Source organism: Mesorhizobium sp. CNPSo 4670, from assembly GCF_057784235.1.
Genome location: NZ_JBWJFQ010000011.1, coordinates 202,639 through 228,201, shown reverse-complemented (window position 1 = coordinate 228,201; position 25,563 = coordinate 202,639). Strand labels below are relative to the sequence as shown.

General features: G+C 63.0%; 31 protein-coding genes. 15 read left to right on the top strand and 16 right to left on the bottom strand.

From position 1 onward, the window contains the following. Positions 1–237 (bottom strand): MarR family winged helix-turn-helix transcriptional regulator (locus tag AC0ZT5_RS20000; RefSeq protein WP_488497803.1); only part of this gene is annotated, 237 nt, incomplete at its 3' end. 174 nt (positions 238–411) lie between these two features. Between AC0ZT5_RS20000 and AC0ZT5_RS19995 the strand changes: the two genes are divergently transcribed. The 3 genes from AC0ZT5_RS19995 to yihA all read left to right on the top strand — a co-directional run bounded on the left by AC0ZT5_RS19995 (position 412) and on the right by yihA (position 2,148). Then, entirely contained in the window at positions 412–729 is a 318-nt protein-coding gene (locus AC0ZT5_RS19995) for a hypothetical protein (RefSeq protein WP_488497802.1), read from the top strand. Between the two features lie 124 nt (positions 730–853). Next, entirely contained in the window at positions 854–1,492 is a 639-nt protein-coding gene (locus AC0ZT5_RS19990) for a CatB-related O-acetyltransferase (protein ID WP_488497801.1), read from the top strand. Next, positions 1,489–2,148, top strand: coding sequence for a ribosome biogenesis GTP-binding protein YihA/YsxC (gene yihA, locus AC0ZT5_RS19985; RefSeq protein WP_095083510.1), 660 nt, complete (start codon positions 1,489–1,491; stop codon positions 2,146–2,148). The genes AC0ZT5_RS19990 and yihA overlap by 4 nt, the downstream gene beginning before the upstream one ends. On the opposite strand, the gene AC0ZT5_RS19980 is transcribed toward yihA, so the two are convergent. Next, positions 2,145–2,879, bottom strand: coding sequence for a TetR/AcrR family transcriptional regulator (locus AC0ZT5_RS19980; RefSeq protein WP_488497800.1), 735 nt, complete (start codon positions 2,877–2,879; stop codon positions 2,145–2,147). The genes yihA and AC0ZT5_RS19980 overlap by 4 nt on opposite strands. Positions 2,880–3,011: 132 nt before the next feature. On the opposite strand from AC0ZT5_RS19980, the gene AC0ZT5_RS19975 reads away from it, so the two are divergent. Together AC0ZT5_RS19975 and AC0ZT5_RS19970 are read left to right on the top strand one after the other, a co-directional pair. Next, on the top strand, positions 3,012–4,193 hold the full coding sequence (locus AC0ZT5_RS19975) for an HlyD family secretion protein (RefSeq protein WP_488497799.1): 1,182 nt from the start codon (positions 3,012–3,014) through the stop codon (positions 4,191–4,193). Between the two features lie 22 nt (positions 4,194–4,215). After that, on the top strand, positions 4,216–5,808 hold the full coding sequence (locus tag AC0ZT5_RS19970; RefSeq protein ID WP_488497798.1) for a DHA2 family efflux MFS transporter permease subunit: 1,593 nt from the start codon (positions 4,216–4,218) through the stop codon (positions 5,806–5,808). 142 nt (positions 5,809–5,950) lie between these two features. On the opposite strand, the gene msrB is transcribed toward AC0ZT5_RS19970, so the two are convergent. The 4 genes from msrB to AC0ZT5_RS19950 all read right to left on the bottom strand — a co-directional run bounded on the left by msrB (position 5,951) and on the right by AC0ZT5_RS19950 (position 8,722). After that, a complete protein-coding gene (gene msrB / locus AC0ZT5_RS19965; protein WP_095083502.1) occupies positions 5,951–6,454 on the bottom strand; it encodes a peptide-methionine (R)-S-oxide reductase MsrB in 504 nt (167 codons plus the stop codon). A gap of 231 nt (positions 6,455–6,685) precedes the next feature. Further along, entirely contained in the window at positions 6,686–7,243 is a 558-nt protein-coding gene (locus AC0ZT5_RS19960; protein ID WP_488497797.1) for a fasciclin domain-containing protein, read from the bottom strand. Positions 7,244–7,457: 214 nt separating this feature from the next. After that, positions 7,458–8,186 (bottom strand): anti-sigma factor, encoded by a 729-nt coding sequence (locus AC0ZT5_RS19955; RefSeq protein WP_488497813.1) that lies wholly within the window; start codon positions 8,184–8,186, stop codon positions 7,458–7,460. Beyond that, complete coding sequence (locus AC0ZT5_RS19950) at positions 8,183–8,722, bottom strand: sigma-70 family RNA polymerase sigma factor (RefSeq protein ID WP_488497796.1); 540 nt, start codon at positions 8,720–8,722, stop codon at positions 8,183–8,185. The genes AC0ZT5_RS19955 and AC0ZT5_RS19950 overlap by 4 nt, the downstream gene beginning before the upstream one ends. A gap of 151 nt (positions 8,723–8,873) precedes the next feature. Here AC0ZT5_RS19950 and AC0ZT5_RS19945 point away from each other — a divergent pair, with 151 nt between their 5' ends. Next, positions 8,874–10,370, top strand: coding sequence for an amidase (locus AC0ZT5_RS19945; RefSeq protein ID WP_488497795.1), 1,497 nt, complete (start codon positions 8,874–8,876; stop codon positions 10,368–10,370). Positions 10,371–10,552: 182 nt separating this feature from the next. Further along, positions 10,553–11,446 carry an acetylglutamate kinase gene (gene argB, locus AC0ZT5_RS19940; RefSeq protein ID WP_112559011.1) on the top strand — a complete coding sequence of 298 codons (894 nt, stop codon included), beginning with the start codon at positions 10,553–10,555 and terminating at the stop codon, positions 11,444–11,446. Between the two features lie 33 nt (positions 11,447–11,479). On the opposite strand, the gene AC0ZT5_RS19935 is transcribed toward argB, so the two are convergent. The 3 genes from AC0ZT5_RS19935 to AC0ZT5_RS19925 form a co-directional block, all read right to left on the bottom strand. Continuing rightward, positions 11,480–11,878 (bottom strand): RidA family protein, encoded by a 399-nt coding sequence (locus tag AC0ZT5_RS19935; protein WP_488497794.1) that lies wholly within the window; start codon positions 11,876–11,878, stop codon positions 11,480–11,482. Positions 11,879–12,097: 219 nt separating this feature from the next. Further along, on the bottom strand, positions 12,098–13,645 hold the full coding sequence (bchE, locus tag AC0ZT5_RS19930) for a magnesium-protoporphyrin IX monomethyl ester anaerobic oxidative cyclase (protein WP_488497793.1): 1,548 nt from the start codon (positions 13,643–13,645) through the stop codon (positions 12,098–12,100). 115 nt (positions 13,646–13,760) lie between these two features. Further along, positions 13,761–14,237, bottom strand: a complete 477-nt coding sequence (locus tag AC0ZT5_RS19925; protein ID WP_027040109.1) for an Lrp/AsnC family transcriptional regulator — start codon at positions 14,235–14,237, stop codon at positions 13,761–13,763. 138 nt (positions 14,238–14,375) lie between these two features. Between AC0ZT5_RS19925 and phhA the strand changes: the two genes are divergently transcribed. Next, positions 14,376–15,212 carry a phenylalanine 4-monooxygenase gene (gene phhA / locus AC0ZT5_RS19920; protein WP_457151638.1) on the top strand — a complete coding sequence of 279 codons (837 nt, stop codon included), beginning with the start codon at positions 14,376–14,378 and terminating at the stop codon, positions 15,210–15,212. A 110-nt stretch (positions 15,213–15,322) separates the two neighbouring features. On the opposite strand, the gene AC0ZT5_RS19915 is transcribed toward phhA, so the two are convergent. Continuing rightward, positions 15,323–15,727, bottom strand: coding sequence for a VOC family protein (locus AC0ZT5_RS19915; protein ID WP_488497792.1), 405 nt, complete (start codon positions 15,725–15,727; stop codon positions 15,323–15,325). A 103-nt stretch (positions 15,728–15,830) separates the two neighbouring features. Between AC0ZT5_RS19915 and AC0ZT5_RS19910 the strand changes: the two genes are divergently transcribed. Continuing rightward, positions 15,831–16,463, top strand: a complete 633-nt coding sequence (locus AC0ZT5_RS19910; RefSeq protein WP_488497791.1) for a TetR/AcrR family transcriptional regulator — start codon at positions 15,831–15,833, stop codon at positions 16,461–16,463. 49 nt (positions 16,464–16,512) lie between these two features. Here AC0ZT5_RS19910 and AC0ZT5_RS19905 read toward each other — a convergent pair whose 3' ends face one another. Continuing rightward, entirely contained in the window at positions 16,513–17,007 is a 495-nt protein-coding gene (locus tag AC0ZT5_RS19905) for a MarR family winged helix-turn-helix transcriptional regulator (RefSeq protein WP_488497790.1), read from the bottom strand. A 95-nt stretch (positions 17,008–17,102) separates the two neighbouring features. Between AC0ZT5_RS19905 and AC0ZT5_RS19900 the strand changes: the two genes are divergently transcribed. Then, positions 17,103–17,270, top strand: coding sequence for a hypothetical protein (locus tag AC0ZT5_RS19900; RefSeq protein WP_184872957.1), 168 nt, complete (start codon positions 17,103–17,105; stop codon positions 17,268–17,270). A 112-nt stretch (positions 17,271–17,382) separates the two neighbouring features. Here the strand turns inward: AC0ZT5_RS19900 and AC0ZT5_RS19895 are convergent, their stop codons facing one another. The 3 genes from AC0ZT5_RS19895 to AC0ZT5_RS19885 all read right to left on the bottom strand — a co-directional run bounded on the left by AC0ZT5_RS19895 (position 17,383) and on the right by AC0ZT5_RS19885 (position 19,981). Then, the gene (locus tag AC0ZT5_RS19895) at positions 17,383–18,822 is read right to left on the bottom strand and encodes a GMC oxidoreductase (protein WP_488497789.1); all 1,440 of its coding nucleotides are present in this window, start codon (positions 18,820–18,822) and stop codon (positions 17,383–17,385) included. Next, the gene (locus AC0ZT5_RS19890; RefSeq protein ID WP_488497788.1) at positions 18,819–19,019 is read right to left on the bottom strand and encodes a hypothetical protein; all 201 of its coding nucleotides are present in this window, start codon (positions 19,017–19,019) and stop codon (positions 18,819–18,821) included. Before AC0ZT5_RS19890 ends, AC0ZT5_RS19895 begins: the two co-directional genes overlap by 4 nt. A 200-nt stretch (positions 19,020–19,219) precedes the next feature. Beyond that, the gene (locus AC0ZT5_RS19885; RefSeq protein WP_488497787.1) at positions 19,220–19,981 is read right to left on the bottom strand and encodes a GGDEF domain-containing protein; all 762 of its coding nucleotides are present in this window, start codon (positions 19,979–19,981) and stop codon (positions 19,220–19,222) included. Between the two features lie 161 nt (positions 19,982–20,142). Between AC0ZT5_RS19885 and AC0ZT5_RS19880 the strand changes: the two genes are divergently transcribed. Beyond that, the gene (locus tag AC0ZT5_RS19880) at positions 20,143–20,850 is read left to right on the top strand and encodes a pyrimidine 5'-nucleotidase (RefSeq protein WP_477281067.1); all 708 of its coding nucleotides are present in this window, start codon (positions 20,143–20,145) and stop codon (positions 20,848–20,850) included. A gap of 149 nt (positions 20,851–20,999) precedes the next feature. On the opposite strand, the gene AC0ZT5_RS19875 is transcribed toward AC0ZT5_RS19880, so the two are convergent. Next, positions 21,000–21,839, bottom strand: a complete 840-nt coding sequence (locus tag AC0ZT5_RS19875; RefSeq protein ID WP_095083465.1) for an LOG family protein — start codon at positions 21,837–21,839, stop codon at positions 21,000–21,002. 226 nt (positions 21,840–22,065) lie between these two features. Between AC0ZT5_RS19875 and dapD the strand changes: the two genes are divergently transcribed. The 4 genes from dapD to AC0ZT5_RS19855 all read left to right on the top strand — a co-directional run bounded on the left by dapD (position 22,066) and on the right by AC0ZT5_RS19855 (position 24,515). Then, positions 22,066–22,920 (top strand): 2,3,4,5-tetrahydropyridine-2,6-dicarboxylate N-succinyltransferase, encoded by an 855-nt coding sequence (gene dapD / locus AC0ZT5_RS19870; protein WP_488497786.1) that lies wholly within the window; start codon positions 22,066–22,068, stop codon positions 22,918–22,920. Positions 22,921–22,992: 72 nt separating this feature from the next. After that, positions 22,993–23,355, top strand: coding sequence for a DUF805 domain-containing protein (locus AC0ZT5_RS19865; protein WP_184872963.1), 363 nt, complete (start codon positions 22,993–22,995; stop codon positions 23,353–23,355). Further along, complete coding sequence (locus AC0ZT5_RS19860) at positions 23,348–23,725, top strand: DUF805 domain-containing protein (protein ID WP_488497785.1); 378 nt, start codon at positions 23,348–23,350, stop codon at positions 23,723–23,725. Before AC0ZT5_RS19865 ends, AC0ZT5_RS19860 begins: the two co-directional genes overlap by 8 nt. A 13-nt stretch (positions 23,726–23,738) precedes the next feature. Continuing rightward, complete coding sequence (locus AC0ZT5_RS19855; protein WP_488497784.1) at positions 23,739–24,515, top strand: hypothetical protein; 777 nt, start codon at positions 23,739–23,741, stop codon at positions 24,513–24,515. Here the strand turns inward: AC0ZT5_RS19855 and AC0ZT5_RS19850 are convergent. Further along, the gene (locus AC0ZT5_RS19850; RefSeq protein WP_488497783.1) at positions 24,415–25,458 is read right to left on the bottom strand and encodes a 2-dehydropantoate 2-reductase; all 1,044 of its coding nucleotides are present in this window, start codon (positions 25,456–25,458) and stop codon (positions 24,415–24,417) included. The genes AC0ZT5_RS19855 and AC0ZT5_RS19850 overlap by 101 nt on opposite strands. Between the last annotated feature and the right edge of the window lie 105 nt (positions 25,459–25,563).

The following is a 25,563-nucleotide window of genomic DNA, read 5'->3' as shown; positions in this document are numbered from 1 at the left end:
GCGCTCAACGAAGCCGCGGGCTTCCATCTTGTCGAGCAGCCGGGCGAGTGTGATCGGCATGATCTCGATCAGGTCGGCCAGTTTGTTCTGGTGGATGCCTTCATGCCGGGAAAGATAGGCCAGCACCTGCCACTGGGAGCGGGTCAGCCCCGACGCCTGCGACCGCTGCTCGAACCGCTTTCGAAGCAGACGCGCGACATCGTGCAGCACGAAGCTGATGTTGGGTGACGATGGCATGGGAGGGGCTGGTTTTCTGAACGCGACTTTTAGTGAGCATGCTTATTATCATCATGCACATAATCCTGCTGGACGCAGCGCACAAGACGCACTAAGTCCGCTCGGAAAAAATGTCGCACGCGTTGCGGCGCCCCAGAAGGGTCGAGCAACAGGCCGTTGCCGGACGAGGATTTGATGATGAATTGGCTAAAGATCGTGACCGTGGCAGCCCTCGCGGGATGGCCCGGCATTGCGCTCGCAAGGGAGGCGGTCAGTTGTGGCGGCGCCGCCATGCTGGGTGGGGCGCAATTGAACTGCAGCCACGTCGAACCCCAGGCGCCGCCTCAGTTTTGCACGTTTAGCTGGGCTCTGCACACGTCGGCCGGCGATCAGAAAATCGTCGAAGGCACCTTCATGTTGCCGCCCAGAGCTTCGAACGTCACCGTCTACCAGGGCGGCGGTTTCGACAGTGCGCTGTCCGATCCGATCGTGATCTGCCGCGGCAACAAATGAGCAACGCCGCCACGCAAGACTCGCTCGCCGGCCGATTGGTGCTATAGGGCGGATCACGCTATTTTGAACCGGCGCATGCGAACTTCGCCTGTGCCTGGCGGCCTATTATCCGACGGACATCGACATGGACGGACCCAATCCCGACATCAAGCACCCGATCCCGATGCACACCCGCGTCGGTTTCCTCAAGGGACTGGTGAGCGCGCCGAACATCGAGATCGGCGATTACACCTATTATGACGATCCGGACGGACCGGACAAATTCGCCGAGAAATGCGTCCTGCATCATTATCCGTTCATTGGCGACAAGCTCATCATCGGCAGGTTCTGCGCCATCGCCGAGGGCGCGCGCTTCATCATGAACGGCGCCAATCACGCCATGTCCGGCTTTTCGACCTATCCGTTCAATATTTTCGGCCATGGCTGGGAAAAGGGATTTGACCCGGCGACCTGGTCGAAGGAAGTGCGCGGCGACACCGTGCTCGGCAACGACGTCTGGATCGGCATGGAGGCTGTGATCCTGCCCGGCGTGACGATCGGCCATGGCGCCATCATTGCCGCGAAATCGGTGGTGACGCATGACGTGCCGCCCTATGCGATTGTCGCCGGCAACCCGGCCAAATTGGTGAAGACGCGTTTCGACAACCGGACGATCAGGCGGCTGCTGGCGGTGGCGTGGTGGGACTGGCCGGTGGACAAGATCAGCCGCAACCTCGATGCTATCCGGGGTGCCGATATTTCTCTTCTGGAGGCAGCAGCTTGAACGCTCTGAACAACACCGTGATCGGCACCGAACTGTTTACGCGCGGGTGGATATTCATCCGCGGCGTGCCGGCGATGAAGTTCCTTCCGCCGGAAGGGCCGCCGGAAATCGCCTTTGCCGGCCGCTCGAATGTCGGCAAGTCGTCGCTGATCAACGCGCTGGTCAATCAGAAGGGGCTGGCGCGCACCTCCAACACGCCGGGGCGCACGCAAGAGCTCAACTATTTCGTGCCGGATGGATTTTCCGGCGAGGGCGCCGACCTGCCGCCCTTGGCGCTGGTCGACATGCCGGGCTATGGCTACGCCACCGCGCCGAAGGAGAAGGTCGATGAGTGGACCAAGCTGGTCTTCGACTACCTCAAGGGCCGCGTCACGCTGAAGCGGGTCTATGTGCTGATCGACGCCCGCCACGGCATTAAGGCCAAGGACGACGAAGTGCTGTCGCTGCTCGACAAGGCGGCGGTGTCCTACCAGATCGTGCTGACCAAGACCGACAAGATCAAGGCTGCCGGCGTGCCGCGGCTGATCGAGGAGACGCTGGCAAAGATCAAGAAGCGGCCGGCGGCGTTTCCGTTCGTCCTGGCGACATCGTCGGAAAAGGCCGAGGGCCTTGACGAGTTGCAGGCTGCGATCGTGTTGGCCGCGAATGGTGGCTAGGGTCTGGCCTCGATTGCAATCGTCTGGTGGCTTTCTTCCGCGGCGAGGCTTTCGGTGCCGTAGGTCTTCAGGAACATGCCGACGCCGGACCTGACGATGTGGTCGATCTCATCCTGGCTCGGGGCTTTGGTGCGGTAGGCGAAGATGCACTGGCGGAATAGACCGGCCAGGCACAGTTCGGTGAACTGGTAGGCGGCAAGATCGACATCGTCGATCCGCAGTAGGCCGCGCTCGATGGCGGCATCGAGAAACGCCGCGACCTTGTCATGGCCGCGTTTGGGGCCGCGCTCGTAAAAACGCGCGCCAAGTTCGGGGATCCGGTCGGATGCGCCGATCACCGTGCGCTGCGCCTGGATAACCTTGGCCGACGTGATCTTGAGGGCAAGCACCTTGCCGAACTTGACCAGCGTCTCGCGCAGGTCGTCGGCATTGTCCAGCACGTCATACATGTTCTTGAAGATCGTGCCGCGCTCTTCCTCGATCAGCGCTTCGAACAGTTCTTCCTTGTTGGCAAAGTAGACATAGATGGTGCCTTTGGAGACACCGGCCTCGCGCGTGATGTCGTTCATCGACGCAGCCTCAAAACCCTTGTCGATGAACACACGACGGGCGCCCTCGATGATCTGGCTGCGCTTGACCGGATCCTGGCCTGCCGCCGGGCGGCCACGGCGCACATGGTCCAGCAGGTCGCCGCACGGGTCGGTTTCGACGTTAGGCTGAGTCTCAACCATGAAAGTCACACCTCGAAAATAATTCGAACCAATCGGTTCGATTGCTCTTGATATGGTCCTGTTTCCGCGCTATGTCAACGACCGGATCGAACCGAACGGTTCAGTATCATAGCCTTATTTTAGAGAGATGTCATGTCCTCGAACGCGCCAACCACCGCCGAAGTCCGTCCTTTCCCTAATGCCAAGATCGCCCCGGCGACGGAAGCGCCCGAAGTGCCTTTCCAGCCTGCGGTCAGCACGCCTGTGGAAGCGCCAGCCAAGAAGAAGCGCTCGGTGCGCTCGTTTCTGCTGCCGATCATTGGCGTTGCCTTGCTGAGCGCCGGCGCCTGGTACGGTTACAACTACTGGACCACTGGTCGCTTTATGATCTCGACGGACGACGCCTATGTCCAGGCCGACATGGCGTTCATCTCGCCCAAGATTTCCGGCTATGTCGATCAGGTCAAGGTGAGCGAGAACCAGTCGGTCAAGGCTGGCGACCCGCTGCTCGTCGTCGATGACGGCGACTACAAGATAGCCGTTGCCCAGGCCGAGGCGCAGATCGCCACCTTGAGCAAGACGCTCGACCGTATCGACGCCCAGACCGAAGCGGCGCGCGCCTCGCTGCAGCAGGCGCAGGCACAGAAGGTCGCTGACCAGGCCGCCGCCGACAATGCAGCGAAGGTCGAGGTACGCGCCTCGCAACTGCTCAAGACGCATGTCGGCACGCAGGCACAGCTGGACGATGCCCAGACGGCGGTCCAGCAGGCCAACGCCGCTCTTGTCGGCGCCGACGCGCAGATAGCCGCGGCACAGGCCAATATCGGCGTGCTGCAGGCGCAGCGCGCCGAATCGGCAAGCACGCTGGCTTCCTTGCAGCTCAGCCGGGACAAGGCCGCGCGCGATCTTTCCTTTACCGTGCTCAAGGCGCCTTATGACGGTGTCGTCGGCAACCGCTCGGTCGAGCAGGGCGATCTCGTCAGCCCCGGCCAGAAGCTCGCCGTCATCGTGCCGATGGACAAGCTCTACATCGTCGCCAACTTCAAGGAGACGCAGCTTGCCCGGCTGGTTCCCGGCGAGAAGGTCAAGATCTCGGTCGATGCGACCGACGGCCAGGATTTCGAGGGAACCGTCTCGTCGCTGGCGCCGGCTTCGGGTGCGGTGTTCTCGCTGCTGCCGCCCGAAAACGCCACCGGCAATTTCACCAAGGTCGTGCAGCGCGTCCCGGTCCGCATCGATGTGCCGGCCGACGTGCTGAAGAGCGGCAGGCTGCGCGCTGGCCTGAGTGTCGTCGTCGCCGTCGACAGCCGTAGCGCGCCCACGGCCTCGAACTGAGCGGCCACCGGGGAGCAATGCCATGGCCACCGCAACCCTGACAGCAGGAGCGCCGCCGGCGAGGCCGGCCGTGCCTGACACCATCTCGACGCGGCGCGTCATCGCCTTCCTGGCGATGGTGTTCGGCATGTTCATGGCCATCCTGGACATCCAGATCGTCTCGGCCTCGCTGGCCGAGATTCAGGCCGGCCTGAGCGCCAGTTCCGACGAGATCCCGTGGGTGCAGACGGCCTATCTGATCGCCGAGGTGGTGATGATCCCGTTGTCGGGTTTCCTCAGCCGGATGCTGTCGACGCGCGTGCTGTTCACGATCTCGGCGGCTGGCTTCACCGCGGCCAGCGCGCTGGCCGCGACCGCCACCAACATCGACCAGATGATCGTCTACCGTGCCGTCCAGGGCTTCATCGGCGGTGGCATGATCCCGAGCGTCTTTGCCGCCGCCTTCACCATTTTCCCGCCGTCGCGCCGCGCCGTGGTCTCGCCGATGATCGGCCTTGTGGCGACGCTGGCGCCGACCATCGGCCCGACCGTTGGCGGCTATATCAGCCATGCCATGTCCTGGCATTGGCTGTTCCTCATCAATGTCGTGCCCGGCATCCTGGTGACGACGGCGGCCTGGACGCTGATCGACTTCGACAAGCCCAATCTCAAGCTGTTCAGCAAGTTCGACTGGTGGGGCCTCGCCGGCATGGCAGCCTTCCTGGGCTGCATGGAGTATGTGCTCGAGGAAGGCCCGAACAACGACTGGCTGCAGGACCAGGGCGTATTCATCTGCGCCATCGTCATGACCGTGGGCGCCGTGCTGTTCTTCTGGCGTGTGTTCACCGCCGAGGAGCCGATCGTCGACCTGAAGGCGTTCACCAACGTCAACTTTGCCTTCGGCTCACTGTTCTCCTTCGTCATCGGAATCGGCCTTTATGGCCTGACCTATCTTTATCCGGTATTCCTCGGGCGCATCCGCGGCTACGATTCGATGATGATCGGCGAGGCGCTGTTCGTCAGCGGCCTGGCGATGTTCCTCACCGCACCGGTCTCGGGCATCCTGTCGAGCAAGATGGACCCGCGCCTGATGATGATGGTCGGCTTCTTCGGCTTCGCCACCGGAACGTGGTGGATGACGCATCTGACAGCCGACTGGGATTTTTATGAGCTGCTCATTCCCCAGATCCTGCGCGGCTGTTCGATGATGCTGTGCATGGTGCCGATCAACAACCTGGCACTCGGCACCTTGCCGCCAGACCGCTTGAAGAATGCTTCCGGGCTGTTCAACCTCACCCGCAACCTTGGCGGCGCCGTCGGCCTGGCCGTCATCAACACCGTGCTGATCGACCGCAACGCGTTCCACTACGCAAGGCTCTCGGAGCACGTGCAGTGGGGCAGTGCCGCCGCGCAGCAAAAGCTGCAGAACATGACGCTCAATTTCGAGCAGACCGCCGGCCTCGACGCGACCAGCGCGGCGATCTCCAAGCTGTCGGGCATGGTGCAGCAGCAGGCCGCTCTGCTGTCCTTCATGGACGTGTTCTTCCTGCTGACGGTGCTGTTTGCGACGCTCGGGCTGTTCACAATGCTGATCCGCAAGCCGGCCGCGGCCGGCGGCGGCGGTGGCGGCCACTGATACCAAACGTGGACAGCAGTTTCGGGAAGCTCCTCCAGTCCACGCCCGAAAAGCTCTGACCGCGCAAAAAACTCCGGGCCGCAAGCCCGGAGTTTTTTCGTATTCGGATTAGAGCACCGGAATTGCGTCCAAAAGGGGTATGTCAGGCCGTGGCGGGCTTGAAGGTAAGCGCCACGCCGTTGATGCAGTGGCGCAGGCCGGTCGGCGCCGGGCCGTCATCGAAGACGTGGCCGAGATGGCCGCCGCAACGGCGGCAATGTGCCTCGGTGCGGGTCATGCCGAGCGACCTGTCCACGGTCGTGCCGATGGCCTTGGGAATCTCCTGCCAGAAGCTTGGCCAGCCGGTGCCGGAATCGAATTTCGTCTCGGACGGATAGACCGGCAGGTCGCAGCCGGCACAGGCAAAGATGCCCTTGCGGTGTTCGTTGAGCAGCGGGCTGGTGCCGGGATATTCCGTGCCTTCCTTGCGCAGCACGTCGAAGGCGGCCGGCGACAGGATGGCCTTCCACTCGGCATCGGTCTTGGTGACCTCGAAGGTTTCGGCAGCCTGTGCGGGCTGTGGTTTGCCCATGCGCAGCATCGTTGCGGCAGCCCCGGCGACGCCGATGGCGGCTGCACCGCTCAAAAGAAAGTCGCGACGGTTCATGACCAGTTCCTCCTGTCGTCTCTTTTGCCAAACTATACCGCCACGCGGAAATCAAAAGCCGGTGACGGTGGCCCTCGAACGAACACTCCGCGCCGTTCCACATCTGAACGTGGGCGGCGCGGAGTGCGCGGGCCGGTTGCGGGTCACGGGAGCGAGACCATGCAATCGACGGAGAGCCCTTGCTGCAATTTCGTCGGCAGCAGGCCCCTTGTTACATCTTCGCCCCCCTTTTTACATTTTGGGGAGCAGAACCTTGTCGATGACGTGGATGACGCCATTGGACTGCTCGACATCGGCAATCGTCACATTGGCAACGTTGCCGTTCTCGTCGGTCACGGTGACCTTGCCGCCGTCAGCCTTGAGCGACAGTTCGCAGCCGCCAACCGTCTTGACCTTGTGGGTGCCGCCATCGGCCTTGGCCATCGCGGCGACGTCCGCCCCCATCGCCTTGGCGCCGATGACATGGCAGGTCAGGATCTTGGTGAGCTTGTCCTTGTTCTCGGGCTTGAGCAGCATTTCGACCGTGCCGGCCGGCAGCGCGGCAAAGGCGTCGTTGGTCGGCGCGAACACCGTGAACGGACCAGCGCCTTGCAGCGTGTCAACAAGGCCGGCCGCCTTGACCGCGGCGACCAGCGTCGTGTGGTCCTTCGAATTGACGGCGTTCTCGACGATGTTCTTACTGGCAAACATGGCAGCGCCGCCAACCATCGGGTTCTCGGCGTAGGCCGCGGTGGCAAGAGCCGAAACAGCGATCGCGCTGGCAAGCAAAAGGGTAGCGTATTTACGCATGATGTCAAACTCCTCGGGTTTTTCTCTTCCCATCCTTGGGGACGCGAGGAGATACGCGGCACAAATGCCGGAGTTTCAGAAACATCGGAATTTTTTAATTTTATTTGCACCGCAGGGCGATTTTCGCACAATGCGGTTTGCCGGCTCATCGGTGCGGTTAGACATCCGATGCGAAAAGATAGACTGCAAGTTTTCTATGTGAGGGAGAAAGCGGTCAGATGCTCTTCAGATCGCCCGCCGCGACCACCGGTCCGGTCGGCTGGCCGGTCGGCGAACCGCCTGCCGGCTCGAGGCTGACGGCAAGCACCGCGCCCTGGGCGAGCTTCTGCTGGGCAGCCGGCGAGACGACGATATGCGCTGTCGCGCCGGCCGGGATGATGCCCATCGAGACCGGCGGGTTCTTGCCCTCGATCATCCACAGCTCGAAGTCCTTGCCGGCGGCACGCTCGCCGGAGACATGCGACAGGCCGACCTCGTGATGCGCGGCGTCATAGACGGCGAGATATTTGACATCGCTGCCATCGGCGGCCAGCGAGGCGACGAGGCGCGCCTGCGGCTGCTCGATCGGCGGGTTGAGAGCGGGCACGGCGATGTAGATCGCCAAAGCGGCGACCGCCGCAGCAGCGAGGCCGCGCCAGAAGGCCAAGCTGGACCACAGCCCGCCGCGCGATTCGGTGGGCGTGGCCACGGCCGCGGTAGACGTGAACAGGCGGCGATCGATCGCAGCCTTGACCGAAGCCGGCGGCTCGATTTCCGGGTAGGCGGCGGCCAGCGGCGAGAGCGAGACCTCCCAGCTGTCGACAAGACGGGCGAACCCGGTCTCCGCATCGATGCGCCGGGACGCGATCTGCCGCTCCTCCGCCGACAGCACGCCGAGAACGTATTCGGCGGCGAGCAGGTCGTCGCCTCCACGTTCCGGTCCGTTGTCTTCCGCCAGCGTCATCTTTCCAGGCATTCTCTGAGTTTCAACAGGCTGCGGCGCAGCCAGGTACGCATCGTGTTCAACGGCACGCCGTGGCGCTCCGCCAGTTCGGCATAGCTCTCGCCCTTGAGATAGGCGCCCCGGACGGCCGCGGCCCGGTCCTTTTCCAGTTCGTCGAGACAATGATGGATGCGTTCGGATTCACCGCCCGCCACCACCATCGCTTCGGGCCCTGGCGCCGGATCGGCCACGTCGACCGCGGCGTCGATATCGAGGGCGGGCTTGCGTCGCGCTCTGACGCGATCGATCGCGTGGTTGCGCGCGATCGCCACCAGCCAGGAGATCGGGCTCAAGTCTGAGACGGCAAAACGGTCCGCCTTCGTCCAAATCTTGACGAAGACTTCCTGCAGGGCTTCTTCGGCATCTCCCCGGTCGTTCAATACACGAAGGCAGACGCCGAAAAGTTTCGCACTGGTCTGCCGGTAGAGCAGATCGAACGCGGCCCGATCCTTCATCGAAGTCCGGACGATCAGCTTGGTGATGTCCTGCGGCGTCATGCAGGCAAATTAGGGGATTGCAATGTATTTGCAACGGCGGAAATCGCCTTGTGCACGCCGGAGTTGCCGCATTACCGGCCCGGATCTGTCCGTCGATTGCCAATGAAATCGCCACTGGCTAGCTTGTCTTCCCACGATGAGGAAAACGCGCATGTCGGTTGAACATATATTGTGGGCGCAAGATGCAACCGGCCTTGCCGACCTAGTTCGCAAGGGCGAGGTCTCACCAATCGAGCTGACCGAAGCGGCGATCGGCCGCGCCGAGGCCACACGTTCCGACATCAACGCCACGGCGGAGCCGCTCTATGATGCCGCGCGGGCCCAGGCGAAGACCGTCGACCGCTCGCTGCCGCTGGCCGGCATTCCCTTTGCCATCAAGGATCTCGGCATCGCCATCAAGGGCGTGCCGACGCATGGCGGCAGCCGCATTCCGGCATGGCGGGCCGATGTCAATTCGGTGCTGACCGATCGCTACCTCGCCGCCGGCCTCATTCCGATCGTCACCTCGACTTCGCCGGAACACGGGCTTCGGCTGATGACCGAATCCAAGGCCTTCGGCATCACCCGCAATCCCTGGAACACCGGCCATACCAGCGGCGGCTCATCGGGGGGTGCGGCGGCGCTGGTCGCTGCCGGCGTCGTGCCGGTGGCGCATGCCTCGGATGGCGGCGGCTCGATCCGGGTGCCCGCCGCCTGCACGGGGCTTGTCGGCCTGAAGACGTCGCGCGGCCGCATACCGCTGACGCCATTGGTAAGCGAGAGCTGGTACGGCATGGTCGTCGACCATGCGCTCACCCGCTCGGTGCGCGACTGCGCGCTGCTGCTCGACCTCACCCACGGTCCCGACCTTTTGACGCCCTATGCGGCGCCGTCGCCCAAAGGCAGCTTCGCTGAGGCTGCCGCGCGTGATCCCGGCAAGCTCAGGCTGGCCGTGTACCGCAAGTCGCCGCTTGGCCTGCCGGTCTCGGTCGAGACGCTTGTCGCGCTCGACGCCGCGGTGGCGCTGGCCCGCGAGGGCGGCCATACGGTCGCGGACATCGACTTGCCCTTTGTCGGGCGCGATTTCTTCGCCGATTTTGCCACTGGCGTGGCCTCGGCCGTCGCCGGCACGATGCGGGCCGAGGCAGTGCGTGTCGGCCGTTCCGTGCTGGGCGACATCGAGCGCGCGACGCGCATCCTCGCCCGCTTCGGTGAACTGGTATCGGCCGGCGAGATCTATGCCGGCCAGCAGCGGCTGCATGCCACCTCGCGACAGCTGATCGCGGAGACCGCGCAATATGATGCCGTGCTGATGCCGATCATCGCCCACCCGCCACTCGCCTGCGGCGCCATGGACCCGAAAGGCGCTGACGAACTCATCGAAAACCTGCTTGACAAGCTTCATCTCACCGCCTTGCTGAAGCTGAAGCCATTGCTCGGCCAGCTGATGGACAAGAGCCTCGGGTTCACCCATTGGCCGGCGATCCAGAATGTCAGCGGCCAGCCGTCGATCGCGCTGCCGGTCCATGTCACCGATGCCGGCCTGCCGCTCGGCATCCAGGCGGCGGGCCGACCGGGCGACGAGGAGACGCTGCTGTCGCTTGCCGCGCAGATGGAGAAGATCTCAGGTTGGCTGGGCCGCAGGGCGCCGCTGAAGGTGCCGTCATGATGACGACGTCGTGAGGCGCCCGAATATGACAGCAAAGCCATTTGCGGCTGGCCCCAATTCCCGCTAAGACGCCGCCGACTTTACCTGATGCATCATGCATAATCCAAGTGCATGTCGCCCAAGAGTGCACAGCAGTTTTGGGACGACGACATGCACAAAACCAAAAGCCAGGAACCACACCGATGACGGAAATCACCGCCACCGCCGAAATGCAGGCAGCCCTGCTTTCGCGGGCGCTGCCTTACATGCAGCGCTACGAGCACAAGACGGTCGTGGTGAAATATGGCGGCCACGCCATGGGCGATATCGAGCTCGGCAAGGCTTTCGCGCGCGACATCGCGCTGTTGAAGCAATCCGGCGTCAACCCGATCGTCGTTCATGGCGGCGGCCCGCAGATCGGCGCCATGCTGGCCAAGATGGGCATCGAATCCAAGTTCGAGGGCGGCCTGCGCGTCACCGACCAGAAGACGGTCGAGATCGTCGAGATGGTGCTGGCCGGCTCGATCAACAAGGAGATCGTGGCGCTGATCAACGCCGAGGGCGAATGGGCGATCGGCCTGTGCGGCAAGGACGGCAACATGGTCTTCGCCGAAAAGGCGCGCAAGACGATGATCGATCCGGACTCCAACATCGAACGCGTGCTCGATCTGGGCTTCGTCGGCGAGCCGGTCGAGGTCGACCGCACCTTGCTCGACCTTCTGGCGCGCTCCGAAATGATCCCGGTGCTGGCGCCGGTGGCGCCGGGCCGCGATGGCCACACCTACAACATCAACGCCGACACCTTCGCCGGCGCTATTGCCGGCGCCTGCCAGGCAACGCGCCTGCTGTTCCTCACCGACGTGCCCGGCGTGCTCGACAAGAACAAGAAGCTGATCGACGAACTGACCGTGGCCGAGGCCAAGGCGCTGATCAAGGACGGCACGGTTTCGGGCGGCATGATCCCCAAGGTCGAAACCTGCATCGAGGCGATCGAGCGTGGCGTCGAAGGCGTCGTCATCCTCAACGGCAAGACGCCGCATTCGGTGCTGCTCGAGCTGTTCACCGAACACGGCGCCGGCACGCTGATCGTGCCCTGAGCCGCCCTTTGGTCTTCCGCTGCCGCCAATCGATCAGGCCAGCTGCGGAAGGCGGGCGATGACCTTGATTTCAAAATCGAAGCCCGCCAGCCAGTTCACGCCCACCGCGGTCCAGTTCGTATAGGGCGGTTCGCCGAACGCCTTCAGCCGGACAGCGTCAATCGCTGGCCATTGCGTGGCCGGATCGGTGTGGAACGTCGTCACGTCTACGATGTCGTCGAACGTGCAGCCGGCGGCCTTCAGCACCGCGGCGAGATTGTCGAAGGCAAGCTGGACCTGGCTTGAGAAGACCGGTTCGGCCGACCCGTCCTCGCGGCTGCCGACCTGGCCAGAGACGAACAGGAAGTCGCCCGAGCGGATCGCCGCCGAGTAACGGTTGATCTCGTAGAGAGCCTGCCGGCCGGCTGGGAAGATCGCGTCGCGTTTGGTCATAGTTCACTCCATTTCGAACAAGGCAGCCCCGGCCTTTCAGCGTCGCGAATTGGCTTCGCCGGCAGGGCGAGGGTCGTTCGCAAGGCTTCGGGTTCCTGGATCGCTGCGCTCCACTGCACGGGACGGCTATTGACATACGTCCCATATGTTCGATGTGGGTGCATACGCTGCGTATGTCAATACGCATACGCGACGTATATTAATTCAAGAGACGAGCGGTTAGGCGTTAGGTGAGACCCCGATCCCAGGCAAAGCCGGTTTGCGCGCCTGATGTCGAACGGACATCGATTCCTCCTCGGCGTCCTGCGGCGCGCCCCAGAACTCGGCAAGCGTCGGGCCGTCTTTCACACGGCCGTCGCGGATCAGAAAACCCCAGACCTCGCGGAACCAGACGCGGCGCCCCATCTGCGTGTACCAGCGCATCGAGTGCCGCTGCTCGGGGTCCTTGTGGAACAGGACGCGCGCCAGCGCCTTCGGCCGAGACTGCACCGCCAGTTCGATCAGCTTGACGCTGAAGAACAGCATCCACGGCTTCAGCCGCGTCATCTGCAGCACCTGGTGCTTGTAATCCCACAGGCGGGCATCCTTCTGGATCACCTTGCGGTCCCGGGCGATCCTGAAGAATGGTGTCCAGCGATGCGGCGTTACATAAAGCGCCTGGATCTGGTCCGGGTCGTAGGCAATGAGCTGGCGAAAGCCGCGCCACAAATCCCGAAACCCTTCATCCTCGAAGCCGGCCACCCAGGTCGCCATCGACAGGATGCCGTTGAGGCGAAGGAGCCTTATCGCCTCGCGGTCGGATGAGGTGCTGCCGCCCTTGCGGATCAATTGAAGTGTCTGTTCGTCGGTGTTTTCCATGCCGAGCAGCCAGCGGATGACGCCCGCCTTGCGGTAGAGATGCAGGATGTCGGCATCGCGCACGATGTCGTCGGCGCGGGTCGAGCCGACGATCAGCACCGGTACGTTCTCGGTGATCATGGCGTCGAGAAAGGCGCGCCAGGCCTTCTTCGAAACGGTCGGGTTCTCGTCGGCAAGGTTGATCAGCTCGACGCCGTGCTCGCGGTGCAGCCAGGCGATCTCCTTGGCGAATTTCACCGGATCGCTATGCCGCCAGCGGGTCCAGAAGCCGCGCTGGCCGCAATAATTGCACAGATGCGGGCAGCCGCGCGAAAACTGCATGACCACGGCGCGCTTGCCGCCCCAATAGCTGTAGCTGATATGGTCGATCAACTCCCAGCCGACACGGTAGGCGTCGAGATCGGCGATGGTCATTGCCGGCTGCGTCGCGAAGGGACGGCGCAGATCGTCGCGAAAGGCGATGCCCGCCACGCTTGCAGGCGGCTGGTGCATTTCCAGCGCCTCGACCAACGCCACGACAGTCGCCTCGCCCTCGCCGCGCACGATGAAGTCGAAGACGTCCGTACCAGCCAGGATATCGCCCCAGTGATAGGTCGGGAACACGCCGCCATAGATGATGATGGTCGCCGGCTCGCGCTGCTTGATCATGCGGGCTATCAGCAAGGCGGTCGGGTGCGCCGAGGTCGAGCCGGAATGGCCGATCAGGACGAAATCGGGATCATCGTCCAGGGCATTGCGCACCACCATGTCGAGCGGCATCGGCCCGAACTCGGCGTCGACGAGGCGCACCTCATGGCCGGCATCGATCAGCGGGCCGCCAAGCGCCAGCAGGCCGAGCGGCGGCAGGTGATCGTCTGGCACGCGACTGCCGATGGCGGTGTGCGGTGGATTGATCAGGACGATTTTCATGGCGGACCTCCGGGCAGTTGGTCCGCGGATGCTGGCCGGCGATATGGACGCCCGATTGGCCCGTTTCAGCAGTTTGCGTGCAGCTTTTCCGCAGGGATGCGCAAGCCGGGCACCATCAACGCCTGAGGTGGCCGAGCGGCACGTGGCCGGGGCCCTTGATGTTCTGCAGCACCAACTGGGTGTGGACGTCACGCACGCCGTCGAGCCGCATCAGCCGGTGCATGACGAAAGCGTTGAGCTCGTCGACCGAGGGCACCATGACATGCAGCAGGAAATCGTGGTCGCCGGTCATCGTCCAGCATGAGGATACCTCGTCCATGCGCTGCACGGCGGCAATGAAGCTTTCGGGCGAGCCGTCGCTGTGGCTGACCAGGCGCACCTGGATGAACACCTCGACCATCAGGCCGACCGCGCGGCGGCTGATCACCGCGGCAAAACCCTTGATGATGCCGGCCTCCTGCAGCGCCTCGAAACGTCGTGCGCACGGGGTCGTCGACAGGCCGATCTCTTGCGCCAGTTCGGACACCGGCTTGCGCCCGTCGCGCTGCAGGACATCGAGCATCTTGATCTCGAAATCATCGAATTGAGGCATTTTAACTCCATGAAAGCGTTTCTGGAGTGAATGTTATCCCGAATATCGCGCTCGAGCCATCATCAAAACCGATTTGCCTCGGCAGATCCGGTTATCCTTTCGGCACGTCCGCCATTCATGACTTGCAGGGAGAGAACCATGACGACGATGAGCGTTGCCGAATATGCCCGCGACTGCGCGGCGCAAGGGTTGCGTGGTGACTATTCGGTCTGCCGTGCCGATTTCACCGTGGCGCAGGGTTACGATTACAGCACCGAGGAGCAGGCGGTGTGGCGCACGCTGTGCGACCGCCAGACCAAACTGACGCGCAAGCTTGCCCACCACTCCTATCTCGACGGCGTCGAGAAGCTCGGCCTGCTCGACCGCATTCCCGATTTCGAGGACGTCAGCGCCAAGCTGCGCAAGCTGACCGGCTGGGAGATCGTCGCCGTGCCGGGTCTCATTCCCGCCGCGCCTTTCTTCGACCATCTCGCCAACCGCCGCTTCCCGGTCACCAACTGGCTGCGGACCAGGCAGGAGCTCGACTACATTGTCGAGCCGGACATGTTCCATGATTTCTTCGGCCACGTACCAGTGCTGTCGCAGCCGGTGTTTGCCGACTTCATGCAGATGTATGGCCGCAAGGCCGGCGACATCATTGCGCTGGGCGGCGACGAGATGATCACCCGGCTCTACTGGTACACGGCCGAATATGGCCTGATGCAGGAGAACGGCCAGCAGCTGAAGGCCTTTGGGGCCGGCCTGATGTCATCGTTTACCGAGTTGCAGTTCGCCGTCGACGGCAAGGACGCCCACCACGTGCCGTTCGACCTCGAAACGGTGATGCGCACCGGCTACGAGATCGACAAATTCCAGCGCGCCTATTTCGTGCTCCCGTCGTTCGACGCCTTGCGCGATGCCTTCCAGACTGCCGATTTCGAGGCGATCGTCGCGCGCCGCAAGGGCCAGCCGGCGCTCGACCCGGCGACGGTCTAAACAATTCCAGGAGAATTGTTTCCGCAGGGAACGACTTGCATGAAACACAAAGCGCGTCGCATGAAATCCGTGTCGACGCGACGCGCTTTGGACGCTGTGATCCCGCTGGGCTATTGCATGGCCGTGGGGTTCATCCACAGGAACTCCCAGACGTTGCCGTCGGGGTCCTCGATGTGGCGGTTGAACATGAAGCCGAGGTCCTGCGCAGGGTTGGGATCCGCGCGGCCGCCTGCCGCCACGCCCTTCTCGATTGTGGCATTGACCTCGTCCTTGCTGCCGGCGGTGAGTGCGATCAGCATCTGGCTGTCGCGCTTGGCGTCGCCGATCTGACGCGTTGTGAACTGGCCATAGTGCTGGTGCGTCAGCAGCATCACCCCAATCGAGTCGGAGAACATGATCGAACTGGCTTGGTCGTTCGAGAACTGCGGATTTAGTGTGCCGCCGATCGCGAGATAAAACTTGGTCGCTGCCTGCAGATCGCGCACCGGCAGATTTATGAAGATCATCTTGGTCATCGGTCTAAGCCTTGCCTTCGTTGACAGGTACTAGTCAGTCCAGTACCGTTTTCATGACTATCATGCGGGAACGGTACCGTCTAGTACTGGTAAGGAGGTCGCCATGAAAATCGACGGTGAGACGAGATCGGCACGCAAGGATCGTGAAATCATCAAGGCGGCCACGACGGCGTTCATCGGCAAGGGTTATGACGGGACCAGCATGGAGGAAATCGCCACCAGGGCGGGGGCCTCCAAGCAGACCGTCTACAAGCATTTCACCGACAAGGAGACGCTGTTCGGCGAAGTCGTTCTTGCAACCGCTACCCAGGCCAACGATGTCATCGAGTCCGTGACGACGCTGCTTTCCGAGGCAAAATTCATGGAAGGTGGCCTACAGCAGCTCGCTCGATGTTTGATAACGACGCTCATGGATGAAGAGTTGTTGAAGCTGCGGCGCTTGATCATCGCCAATGCGGATCGAATGCCGCAGCTTGGCCGCAGTTGGTACGAAAAGGGCTTCGAGCGCATGCTTGGCTCAATGGCTTCCTGCTTTCAAAAGCTCACCAGTCGAGGGCTGATACAGACCAGTGATCCCTATCTGGCAGCCAGCCACTTTTTTGGGATGCTTCTTTGGATTCCCATGAATGAAGCCATGTTCACGGGAAGCAACCGGCGCTCCAAGGCCGAACTGGAACGGCACGCGGATGCCTCGGTGGGGGCGTTTCTTGTCGCCTATGGGGTCCAGCCGAAATAGTCCCGTTGCCTGCCGACATCGCAGTAACGCCGCCAAACACATCGCACCCCTATCGCCCAGGGTTGTCCGACCCGGCCTTCAGCCGCGCCAGCTGGGCGCGCTGCAGGTCGAGGGCGGCGTTGACGAAGCGCGATATTGTGGCGAGCTCGGCGTCGCTGAAGGTCGCGATGACCTTTTCGCCCTCCTTCGCGATGGCGCCATAATAGCGCGCCGACAGTTCCCGCGTCGCCTCGGTCGCCTCGATCACCACTTTGCGCCTGTCCTCGAGACTGCGCGTGCGCGTCAGCAGCCCGCGCGCCTCCAGCCGGTCGATCAGCGCCGTCACCGCGGCCGGCGTCAGCCCGGTTGCGGTGGCGATCGCGCCGGCCGATTGCGGGCCGCCATGGAGCAGCCCGATGCAATGGCGTTCGGCCATGTTCAGCCCCAGCCTCAGACCCACCGCCTCGTCATAGGCCTGCGTAGCGTCCTGCCATTGCATGACGGCAAGGCCGATGGCCGTCGTCATTTCAGCTCGATTCCCGCTTGACGGATTTACTTCGATCATCTAACTATCAATCTGTCTAACATTTAGACCATCTCAACAATATGCGGTTGCAGCGCCCACAAGGCAAGAGCCGGCCGCCATCATGGAGTGAAAAAATGAGCTTGATTCAACAGCGTACGCCCCTCTCGCATGAAGAAGAGTTCAAATATGCCAAGCTGGCCATGGAATGGTACGGATGGGGATCCCCCATCGGCCTGGGCATTTTGCTCGTGGCACTGGCCGCTGCCGCGGTTCTGGTGCGCATCGCCGTCTACGGCTTCTGAGCCAGAGCAATTCCGGGAAAAGCGCGTAGCGCTTTCCCTCAGGGAATTGCGCAAAAAAATCGATGCCGCACATCAGCCGGCGCCATCACTGGCGCCGGCTCCCGTGGAACCGTCAGACGGTGACCACCTTGCTCAGATGGTCACCCAGCCGGCAGGCCAGCGCGGTGATCGTCGTCGTCGGATTGCATTCGCCCGACGTGCAGAACACCGAGGAGCCGCCGACATAGAGATTGTCCATGCCGTGCACCTTGCAGTTGGCGTCGACAACGCTCTTGGTGACGTCGGTGCCCATCCGCGTGCCACCCATATGGTGATGGCCCGCCGTCTCGTCGTTGGTCGGGTAGTCGCCGCTATTGGTGATCCAGTCGGCAATGCGCACCCGGCCGAGATTCTTCTCGATCAGCGTCGTGCCGAACAGTCTAAGCCCTTCGAGAAGGGTGCGGTGTTCCAGCTCCGATTTCTTCCAGTGCAGCTCGATGCGCGGCACGCCGGCATGGTCGACATCGGTCGTCGACAGTTCGATCCGGTTGGAGGCCAGCGGTGCCTGTTCCCAGGCAACATAAAGCTGGGCCGCGCAGCGCAGATTCTGGCTGAGCTTGGCGGACATCCATTCGGCCATGTCTGGCGCCGTGCAGGCGAGGTCGGCGATCAGGCTCTTGACGCCCGGATAGGGCGTCTCGATCAGCCTGATGCCGAAATTCATGATCTGTAGCCGCTCCATGGCGGCAGGTGTCGGCGAGAAGAAGGCCTCGTTGACGGCATCGACTTCGAACTCGCCATAGTCGGCCAGGATGGCATTGCCGCCCTCGAAGGTCGGATGCTCCATCCAGTAGCGGCCAAGCGCCGTCGCATTCGGCACGACGCCGCCGTTCGAGCGCTGGTTCGACCACAGAAGCAGGCGCGAATTCTCCAGTCCGCCGGTGCAGACGATGAAATAGTCCGCGCTGAAGGCGCCGGCATCCTGCCCGTTGGACCACAGCCTGGCGCCCGTCACGCGTTTGCCGTCGCCGGCAAGTTCAGTAGCGTAGGTGTTGAGCACGACAGCGACGTTCCCGCTCTTGTCGAGCTCGTCGGCGAATTTCTCGCCGAAGCGCACCGCCGGGCTCTTGATCAGCTGAACCCAGCGAATGTCGTCGGAGACCGGCACGTCCGGCCGGAAACCGGGAAGTTCGAGGATATCGTGCACTTCCGGCAGATAGGGTTCGATGTCGGCGCGGCGAATTGGCCAACCCGTGTCGGGCGCCCAGGCCTTCGGCTCGAAATCCTGCTTGTCGAGCACGCGGCACCAGCCTGCCCAGTGGTTCGAACTGCCACCCATGAACCGCAGCCGGGTGACGTCGAGATCGAAGTAGAAATCGCCGACCGTGGTGCCACGGTAGAAATCCTGCGACTCGTCGCTGAATTCACGCGAGCCGGCCTCCAGCACCACGACCGGAATGCCGGCGGCACCAAGCTTGCGGGCAATGGTGGTGCCGGCCGGGCCGGAGCCGAGGATGCAGACCTTGGCGGCGAAATTGGCGGCGCGAAACGCATCGTAGCTGTCGAAGATCATGCCAAATCGCTCCGCTTCAGGATCCAGCCATTGATCTCGACGATCTCGTTCGGGTCGGCCCGGGTTGGATCGGCCCGGTTTGGATCAGCATGCGAGGCATCGGCGTCGGGCAGCGTGCGGAACAGGGACAGGGCAGGCAATGCGATCAGCGCCTGCACGATCGTGCGGCGGGATATTCTCTTGATGAAGAAACTCATGACTGGTCTCTCGGGTGGGGGCTTCGACGACGCATGGCGTTCCCTGAACGACAGGTCCCGGAACGGCACATGCATCGCGGCAGAAGCCAGTATTGTGCCACGCTACCCGCAAAGCAGCGAAAGCCGGGTAAACGGCGCAACCGAGTGCGAACAGGGTTAGGATTTCCTTAACGGCCGGATCCTGCGGGTCGGCCGCCTGATCACGCCGCCTCGGAAATGTCCGTGTCGAGGATCGTCAGATTGCGGCCCCGGTGCTTTGCCTGGTAGAGGCGCCGGTCGGCGGCGCGCATCAGGTCCGATACGCCGACATCCTCGCCACAGACGGTTCCGCCGATGCTGACCGTGAGCGGAACGGTCCGCTCGTCGACGGGTCGGAAGCGGATCAGCTCGACTTCGCGCCGAATGCGCTCGGCGACGCGCTTTGCCTCCTGCTCGGTGGCGCCTAGCAGGAGGGCGCCGAACTCCTCGCCGCCGATGCGGCCGAGCACATCGCCGCTGCGCACGCCGCGTTCGATCGCACTGGCGATCAAGAGCAGTGCGTCATCGCCGGTCAGGTGGCCAAAATTGTCGTTGATCCTCTTGAAGTGGTCGGCGTCGATGATCAGCAGCGCGCCGCGATCGGACTTGCGGCGGGAACCATCGAGGGCGGCAAAGAAGTTTTCCCGGTTGAGCATGCCGGTCATGTCGTCGCGGCTCGCCTTGTCCGCCAGGCGGCGATGCGCGGCGGCGAGCTGGGCATGGGCTCGGGCAAGGTCGCGATGGGCGCTTTTCAGCCTGTCGCTTTGCCAGAAAGTGCTTGCGCTGGCGACCCAGGCGAGGACCAGCGGACAGAGCGTGGTGGTCAGCCAGATCGTGCGGTTGACCGGAAATCCCATCGCCGGAACGATGATCAGCGTCAGCAGGAGGGAGGTTGCGACAGAGGCAAAAGCGACGACGGCGGATCTCAGAATTATACTACTCATCGCGTGCTCCCACAGGTCTGCCTCTGTGCCAGCAAGCCCTGAAGGCTACCTTTCCCGGATGCTTAAAATTTGAAGGGTGACGCTATTTCCGCGACTCTCGGCGCGCATAAGTTGTGGATAAAGTCTCTTTCAGAATGTCTGTTTCATGCCATAAGGAGCGCATGACCACGCTGCCTGACCCCGCCCGCTTCGCTCATGTCACCGACTGGGTGTTCGACCTCGACAACACGCTCTATCCGCATCATTCGAATCTGTTCTCGCAGATCGACGTCAAGATGACCGCCTATGTCGGCGAGCTGCTGGCGTTGCCGCGCGAGGCGGCACGCAAGCTGCAGAAGGAGCTCTACCTGGAATATGGCACGACGCTGAACGGGCTGATGACGCGCCACGGCATCGACCCCGACGATTTCCTCGAAAAGGTGCATGACATCGATTATTCATGGCTGGTGCCCGATCCCGTTCTCGGCACCGCCATCCGCCAGCTCCCGGGCCGCAAGTTCATCTTCACCAACGGCGACCGCAGGCACGCCGAACGCACCGCGCGCCAGCTCGGCATCCTCGACCATTTCGATGACATCTTCGATATCGTCGCTGCCGGGCTCAATCCCAAACCGGCACGCCAGACCTACGAGAAATTCGCCGAACTCCACGCCGTCACCGGCCACAATGCGGTGATGTTTGAGGACCTTGCCCGCAACCTTGCAGTGCCGAAGTCGCTGGGCATGACAACGGTGCTCGTCGTGCCGCGCAATTTCGAGCCGACCTTTTCGGAAATCTGGGAGCGCGACCCAGCCAACGAGGATGATGTCGATTTCGTCACCGACGACCTCGCCGGCTTCTTGACGGCGATCGTCGAGGTCACCGCCTGAGGTTCATGGATATTCAGGTGATGCCGGCCTGCAAACGGCGGCTTCCTGCGCTTCCGTAGCCGAACGTACGCTCCGCTCCGGTTCTCGGAACCCACCGTTTTCGGCTCGGCCTGACCTGAATCTCGATGAACCTCGAACCGTCAGTGCTCTCACAGATTGTAGAAGCGGCTGATGATCCCCCAAGCCTCGTCGGCGGTGTCGACGAAATCGATGATGTCCTGGTCGCCGGGGCTGATCGTGCCCTGTTCGGCGAGGAAATCGAGATCGATCGCCCGTTTCCAGAAGGATTTGCCAAACAGGATCACCGGTACGCGCTCCATGCGCCCGGTCTGGATCAGGGTCAGCGTCTCGAAGAACTCGTCCATCGTGCCGAAGCCGCCGGGAAACACCGCGACCGCCTTGGCGCGCATGACGAAATGCATCTTGCGGATGGCGAAATAGTGGAAGTTGAAGCAGAGTTCCGGCGTCACATAGGCGTTGGGCGCCTGCTCGTGCGGCAACACGATGTTGAGCCCGATCGATGGCGCGCCGACGTCGTCGGCGCCGCGATTTCCGGCTTCCATCACGCCGGGCCCGCCACCGGTCACCACGACATATTCGCGGTAGTATGAAGCCGCCGACTGCTGAGAGCAGAGGCGGGCGAATTTGCGCGCCTCCTCGTAATATTTGCTGTTTTCCTCGAGGTTCTTCTTCTGCGTCTCGTTTTTGGCCGCCCAGGCCTCGCCGCCGGGTTCCGGCAGGCGTGCGCCGCCAAACAGGATCACCGTCGAACGGATGCCGCGTTCGGCAAGGATCATCTCGGGCTTCAAGAGCTCGAGCTGCAACCTGACCGCGCGCAATTCGCGCCGTGTCATGAATTCGGGATCGTTCCAGGCGAGCCGGTAGGTCTCGGCACGCGTCTGCGGCGTGTCCGGCACGCTCTTCGACCGCTCCAGATCCTCGTCCGAATGCGGCAGCGGCGTCCACCCCGCCTTTTCCATAGGAGTCATAATGGCCTTACCCGTCCAGATTCTTCACTTGCGCCGTCCCATGACGCAGCCGCGATTGACCCTCATTGAGCCTTAACATAAGCAGGTTCCGCGAAAGTGTCCGGCGGTTTTGCGACAAGGACCTGCTACATGCAAAGACCCTGGCAGGCAAAGCCTGCCAGGGGTCCGCGCGACTTCAAACAGGGTAAGGCGCAGCCCCTTAACAGCTTGGTAATGGAGCAAATTCATGTCGAAGCCCGATCTGGCGAGCCTCGAGAAGACCATTGAGAAGGCCTTCGAGGAACGCGACACGATTTCGACGGCGACCCGCGGCGAAACCCGCGACGCCATCCAGTCGGCGCTCGACCTGCTCGACCGCGGCGCCGTCCGCGTCGCCGAGCGGCAGGCCGACGGCAAATGGCATGTCAACCAGTGGCTGAAGAAGGCCGTGCTGTTGTCCTTCCGCCTCAACCCGATGGAGATCATCAAGGGCGGTCCCGGCCAGGCCGTGTGGTGGGACAAGGTGCCGTCGAAGTTCGACGGCTGGAGCGCCGTCGATTTCGAGAAGGCAGGCTTCCGCGCCGTGCCGTCATCGATCGTGCGCCGTTCCGCCTATGTCGCGCCGGGCGCCGTGCTGATGCCGTCCTTCGTCAATGTCGGCGCCTATGTCGACAGCGGCACCATGGTCGACACCTGGGCTTCGGTCGGTTCCTGCGCACAGATCGGCAAGAACGTGCATCTGTCGGGCGGTGTCGGCATCGGCGGCGTGCTGGAGCCGATGCAGGCCGGCCCGACCATCATCGAGGACAATTGCTTCATCGGCGCGCGCTCGGAAGTGGTCGAGGGCTGCATCGTGCGCGAAGGCTCGGTGCTCGGCATGGGAGTCTTTATCGGCCAGTCGACCAAGATCGTCGACCGTGCCACCGGCGAGATCTTCTACGGCGAAGTGCCCCCGAATTCCGTCGTTGTCGCCGGTTCGCTGCCTGGCAAGCCTTTTCCGAACAACGAGCCTGGCCCGGGTCTTTACTGCGCAGTCATCGTCAAGCGCGTCGATGCCAAGACCCGCTCCAAGACCTCGATCAACGAATTGCTGCGCGATTGATCTTTGCGCAAAGCGAGCGCACCTTCCGCCGGCGCGACAATCCGTCGCGCTGGTTCTACATGGAGGGGTGACATGGACTGGAAGTATCTGCTCACAAGCTTTGATGGTCGTATCAACCGTGGCAAGTTCTGGGCTGGCATCGGCGTATTCATCGTTATCGGCATCATCGCTTTCATTCTCGATGCGATCCTCGGCACACGTTTCACCACCGCCAGTGGCGCCCAGGTCGGCGTCATCGGCATCCTCTTCGCACTGGCATCGATCTATTTCGCGATTGCTCTCTATGCCAAACGCTGGCACGACCGCAACAAGTCGGGCTGGTGGACGCTGATCGGCCTCGTACCCATTATCGGCGGCATCTGGCTGCTGGTGGAGCTCGGCATTCTCGAAGGCACCAGGGGTGCCAATCAATATGGACCGGACCCGCTTGCCTGACAGATCAGATCTCACCTGGCTTTTTTTCAAGACCTCGGGCCGCGTCAGTCGCGCGGCCTATTTTCTTGGCGGGTTGCTCGTCGCCATCATACAGGCCTTTCCGCTCTACCGCTTCACGCTCGTGCCGGAAGGCTCGGCCGAGAGCAACATGTGGTCGTTCATCTTCTTCATCGCCTTCATCGCCTCGCTATGGTCGAACGTCACCCTGGCGGTGAAGCGACTGCACGACCTCGACAAGCCGGGCATTGCCGCGCTGATCCTGTTCGTGCCGGTGGTCTCGATCGTCGCCTTCCTTGTGTTGTGCCTGTTTCCAGGGCAGCCTGGGCCCAACCGCTATGGCCGGCGCACCAACGAGCCGGACCAACCCTGAGGGCCGATCGGACATGCGCTACCGCACGCTTGATCCGAAACTGATCATCGACACCGCCGAACGGCTGGAGGGCCGCGTCGCCGAGCGCTTTCCCAACGCCGGACTACGCGGCGTCGCCGCGGAACTGGTGTCGCTATCGCGCGACCTGACCAAGGCGGCTCAGGCGCTCGAAGCGCCGATCTGGTGGCTGCGCGGTCTCATCGTCGCCGCCGTGGTCGCCGGCGCGCTGGTCTTCCTGTTCGTCGGCACCATCCTGCCGCTCATTCACATCTCCCAGGCCGATGACGCGGTCCAGTCGGTGCAAGGCATCGAAGCCACCATCAACATGATGATCCTCGCCGTGCTCGGCTTCCTGGCACTGGTCCGCACCGAGGAGCGCATCAAGCGCAAGCGGGTGTTTCGCCAGCTGCACGGCCTGCGGTCGCTGATCCATGTCATCGACATGCACCAGCTGACGAAGGATCCGGCAGCCCTTTCGGCCAATTTCAAGCCGACCTCGCACTCGCCGGCCCGCATCACCAATGCCGCCGACCTGGCGCGCTACCTCGACTATTGCTCCGAAATGCTGTCGATCACCGGCAAGATCGCCGCGCTATTCGCACAGTCGGTCAATGACGACGTGGTCATCGACGGCGTCAACGACATCGAGAACCTGGCGTCCAACCTGTCACGGAAAATCTGGCAGAAGATCACGCTGATCGAGGCCCATCCGGCGGCGCAACAACCTGCTCCGGCGCCAGGCCCGGCGAGCCAAGCCGCCCCGCTTCCGCCGCGCGCACCAAGGCGGTAACCTTATTAAGCAGGGGCGCCGGCGTACCCGTCTGTTCCGCAAGGCCGAGCACCGCCCCTTGCAGTTCGCCGATCTCCGTCGGCCTGCCGCGCTGAAGATCGTCCCACATTGACGAACGCGCTTGCGGGTCGATCGCCAGCATGCGCCGCGCCAGCAGCCTGAACAGCCAGTCCGGCAGCCTGAGCACCTTCGGCAGGAGTGCCGGCCGCAAGCCGGCGATCCGCGCCGGCTCGATGCCGGACGCTTTCATCGTCGCGAGCGCCTCGTCGATCTGGCCGGCCAGGATCATCCGCCAGCGACGGTCGGCGAGTTCGGTTGCCAGCGGCAGGCCGGACAGCGCCACCAACGCGTTGTTCAAATTCATCAGCAGCTTGCCCCACAGCACGGCCTTCATGTCGCCATGGGTTTCGACCGCAAACCCTTCGACGCCGAGAAGGCCGACCAGGCCGGCGTCGCGGTCTTCTACCATCACCTTGCCGTCGCTGGCGCGGTGCACACGCAGCGGCAACTCGCCGTCCGGAGATTGCACCACGTTGAACGGCACCATGCCGGCCAGCACCGCCCGGCCGTCGAGCCCGGCGCGCAGCCTGTCGACATTGTCGACGCCGTTCTGCAGGCTGACCACAACCGCATCGCGGCGGGCGTGGGCTCTGATGAGGTCTGCCATATCCTGCGTCGCGCCGCTCTTGACCGTGACCAGGATCACATCCGCCTGAGGCAGGGCGACAGCCGGATCGGCGGTGACGGCAAGCGCCTCCGCCTTGATCGAGCGGTCGCGGCCCTCAAGGTCGCTGACCCGCAATCCACGCTGCCGCAACGCCGCCTCGATACGCGGCCGGGCCAACAGGATCATCCGGCGCCCGGCGAGCGCCAGGCAACCGCCGGCATAGCAGCCGATGCTGCCGGCGCCGGCAATGACGATCCTCTTGTCCGCATTTGCCATCCCGTCGCTCCGCACCGGCCCGCAACTATACGACATGAAAACCATAATGTCGGCGCCATCACTGGTCCTTATGTCTGGCCGTGACAGGCCCGCCGCTTTCGATTA

Bases quoted from the DNA above. Each gene is read 5' to 3' on its own strand.
- dapD (WP_488497786.1), top strand. From the start codon at position 22,066: ATGTCGAAGCCCGATCTGGCGAGCCTCGAGAAGACCATTGAGAAGGCC.
- AC0ZT5_RS19905 (WP_488497790.1), bottom strand. From the start codon at position 17,007: ATGATCGAAGTAAATCCGTCAAGCGGGAATCGAGCTGAAATGACGACG.
- AC0ZT5_RS19865 (WP_184872963.1), top strand. From the start codon at position 22,993: ATGGACTGGAAGTATCTGCTCACAAGCTTTGATGGTCGTATCAACCGT.
- AC0ZT5_RS19975 (WP_488497799.1), top strand. From the start codon at position 3,012: ATGTCCTCGAACGCGCCAACCACCGCCGAAGTCCGTCCTTTCCCTAAT.
- AC0ZT5_RS19925 (WP_027040109.1), bottom strand. From the start codon at position 14,237: ATGCCTCAATTCGATGATTTCGAGATCAAGATGCTCGATGTCCTGCAG.
- AC0ZT5_RS19950 (WP_488497796.1), bottom strand. From the start codon at position 8,722: ATGACGCCGCAGGACATCACCAAGCTGATCGTCCGGACTTCGATGAAG.
- AC0ZT5_RS19980 (WP_488497800.1), bottom strand. From the start codon at position 2,879: ATGGTTGAGACTCAGCCTAACGTCGAAACCGACCCGTGCGGCGACCTG.
- AC0ZT5_RS19850 (WP_488497783.1), bottom strand. From the start codon at position 25,458: ATGGCAAATGCGGACAAGAGGATCGTCATTGCCGGCGCCGGCAGCATC.
- AC0ZT5_RS19910 (WP_488497791.1), top strand. From the start codon at position 15,831: ATGAAAATCGACGGTGAGACGAGATCGGCACGCAAGGATCGTGAAATC.
- msrB (WP_095083502.1), bottom strand. From the start codon at position 6,454: ATGAACCGTCGCGACTTTCTTTTGAGCGGTGCAGCCGCCATCGGCGTC.
- AC0ZT5_RS19890 (WP_488497788.1), bottom strand. From the start codon at position 19,019: ATGAGTTTCTTCATCAAGAGAATATCCCGCCGCACGATCGTGCAGGCG.
- AC0ZT5_RS19885 (WP_488497787.1), bottom strand. From the start codon at position 19,981: ATGAGTAGTATAATTCTGAGATCCGCCGTCGTCGCTTTTGCCTCTGTC.
- AC0ZT5_RS19935 (WP_488497794.1), bottom strand. From the start codon at position 11,878: ATGACCAAACGCGACGCGATCTTCCCAGCCGGCCGGCAGGCTCTCTAC.
- AC0ZT5_RS19995 (WP_488497802.1), top strand. From the start codon at position 412: ATGATGAATTGGCTAAAGATCGTGACCGTGGCAGCCCTCGCGGGATGG.
- AC0ZT5_RS19855 (WP_488497784.1), top strand. From the start codon at position 23,739: ATGCGCTACCGCACGCTTGATCCGAAACTGATCATCGACACCGCCGAA.
- AC0ZT5_RS19895 (WP_488497789.1), bottom strand. From the start codon at position 18,822: ATGATCTTCGACAGCTACGATGCGTTTCGCGCCGCCAATTTCGCCGCC.
- AC0ZT5_RS19960 (WP_488497797.1), bottom strand. From the start codon at position 7,243: ATGCGTAAATACGCTACCCTTTTGCTTGCCAGCGCGATCGCTGTTTCG.
- AC0ZT5_RS19945 (WP_488497795.1), top strand. From the start codon at position 8,874: ATGTCGGTTGAACATATATTGTGGGCGCAAGATGCAACCGGCCTTGCC.
- argB (WP_112559011.1), top strand. From the start codon at position 10,553: ATGACGGAAATCACCGCCACCGCCGAAATGCAGGCAGCCCTGCTTTCG.
- bchE (WP_488497793.1), bottom strand. From the start codon at position 13,645: ATGAAAATCGTCCTGATCAATCCACCGCACACCGCCATCGGCAGTCGC.
- AC0ZT5_RS19900 (WP_184872957.1), top strand. From the start codon at position 17,103: ATGAGCTTGATTCAACAGCGTACGCCCCTCTCGCATGAAGAAGAGTTC.
- AC0ZT5_RS19970 (WP_488497798.1), top strand. From the start codon at position 4,216: ATGGCCACCGCAACCCTGACAGCAGGAGCGCCGCCGGCGAGGCCGGCC.
- AC0ZT5_RS19875 (WP_095083465.1), bottom strand. From the start codon at position 21,839: ATGACTCCTATGGAAAAGGCGGGGTGGACGCCGCTGCCGCATTCGGAC.
- AC0ZT5_RS19915 (WP_488497792.1), bottom strand. From the start codon at position 15,727: ATGACCAAGATGATCTTCATAAATCTGCCGGTGCGCGATCTGCAGGCA.
- AC0ZT5_RS19880 (WP_477281067.1), top strand. From the start codon at position 20,143: ATGACCACGCTGCCTGACCCCGCCCGCTTCGCTCATGTCACCGACTGG.
- phhA (WP_457151638.1), top strand. From the start codon at position 14,376: ATGACGACGATGAGCGTTGCCGAATATGCCCGCGACTGCGCGGCGCAA.
- AC0ZT5_RS19955 (WP_488497813.1), bottom strand. From the start codon at position 8,186: ATGACGCTGGCGGAAGACAACGGACCGGAACGTGGAGGCGACGACCTG.
- AC0ZT5_RS19990 (WP_488497801.1), top strand. From the start codon at position 854: ATGGACGGACCCAATCCCGACATCAAGCACCCGATCCCGATGCACACC.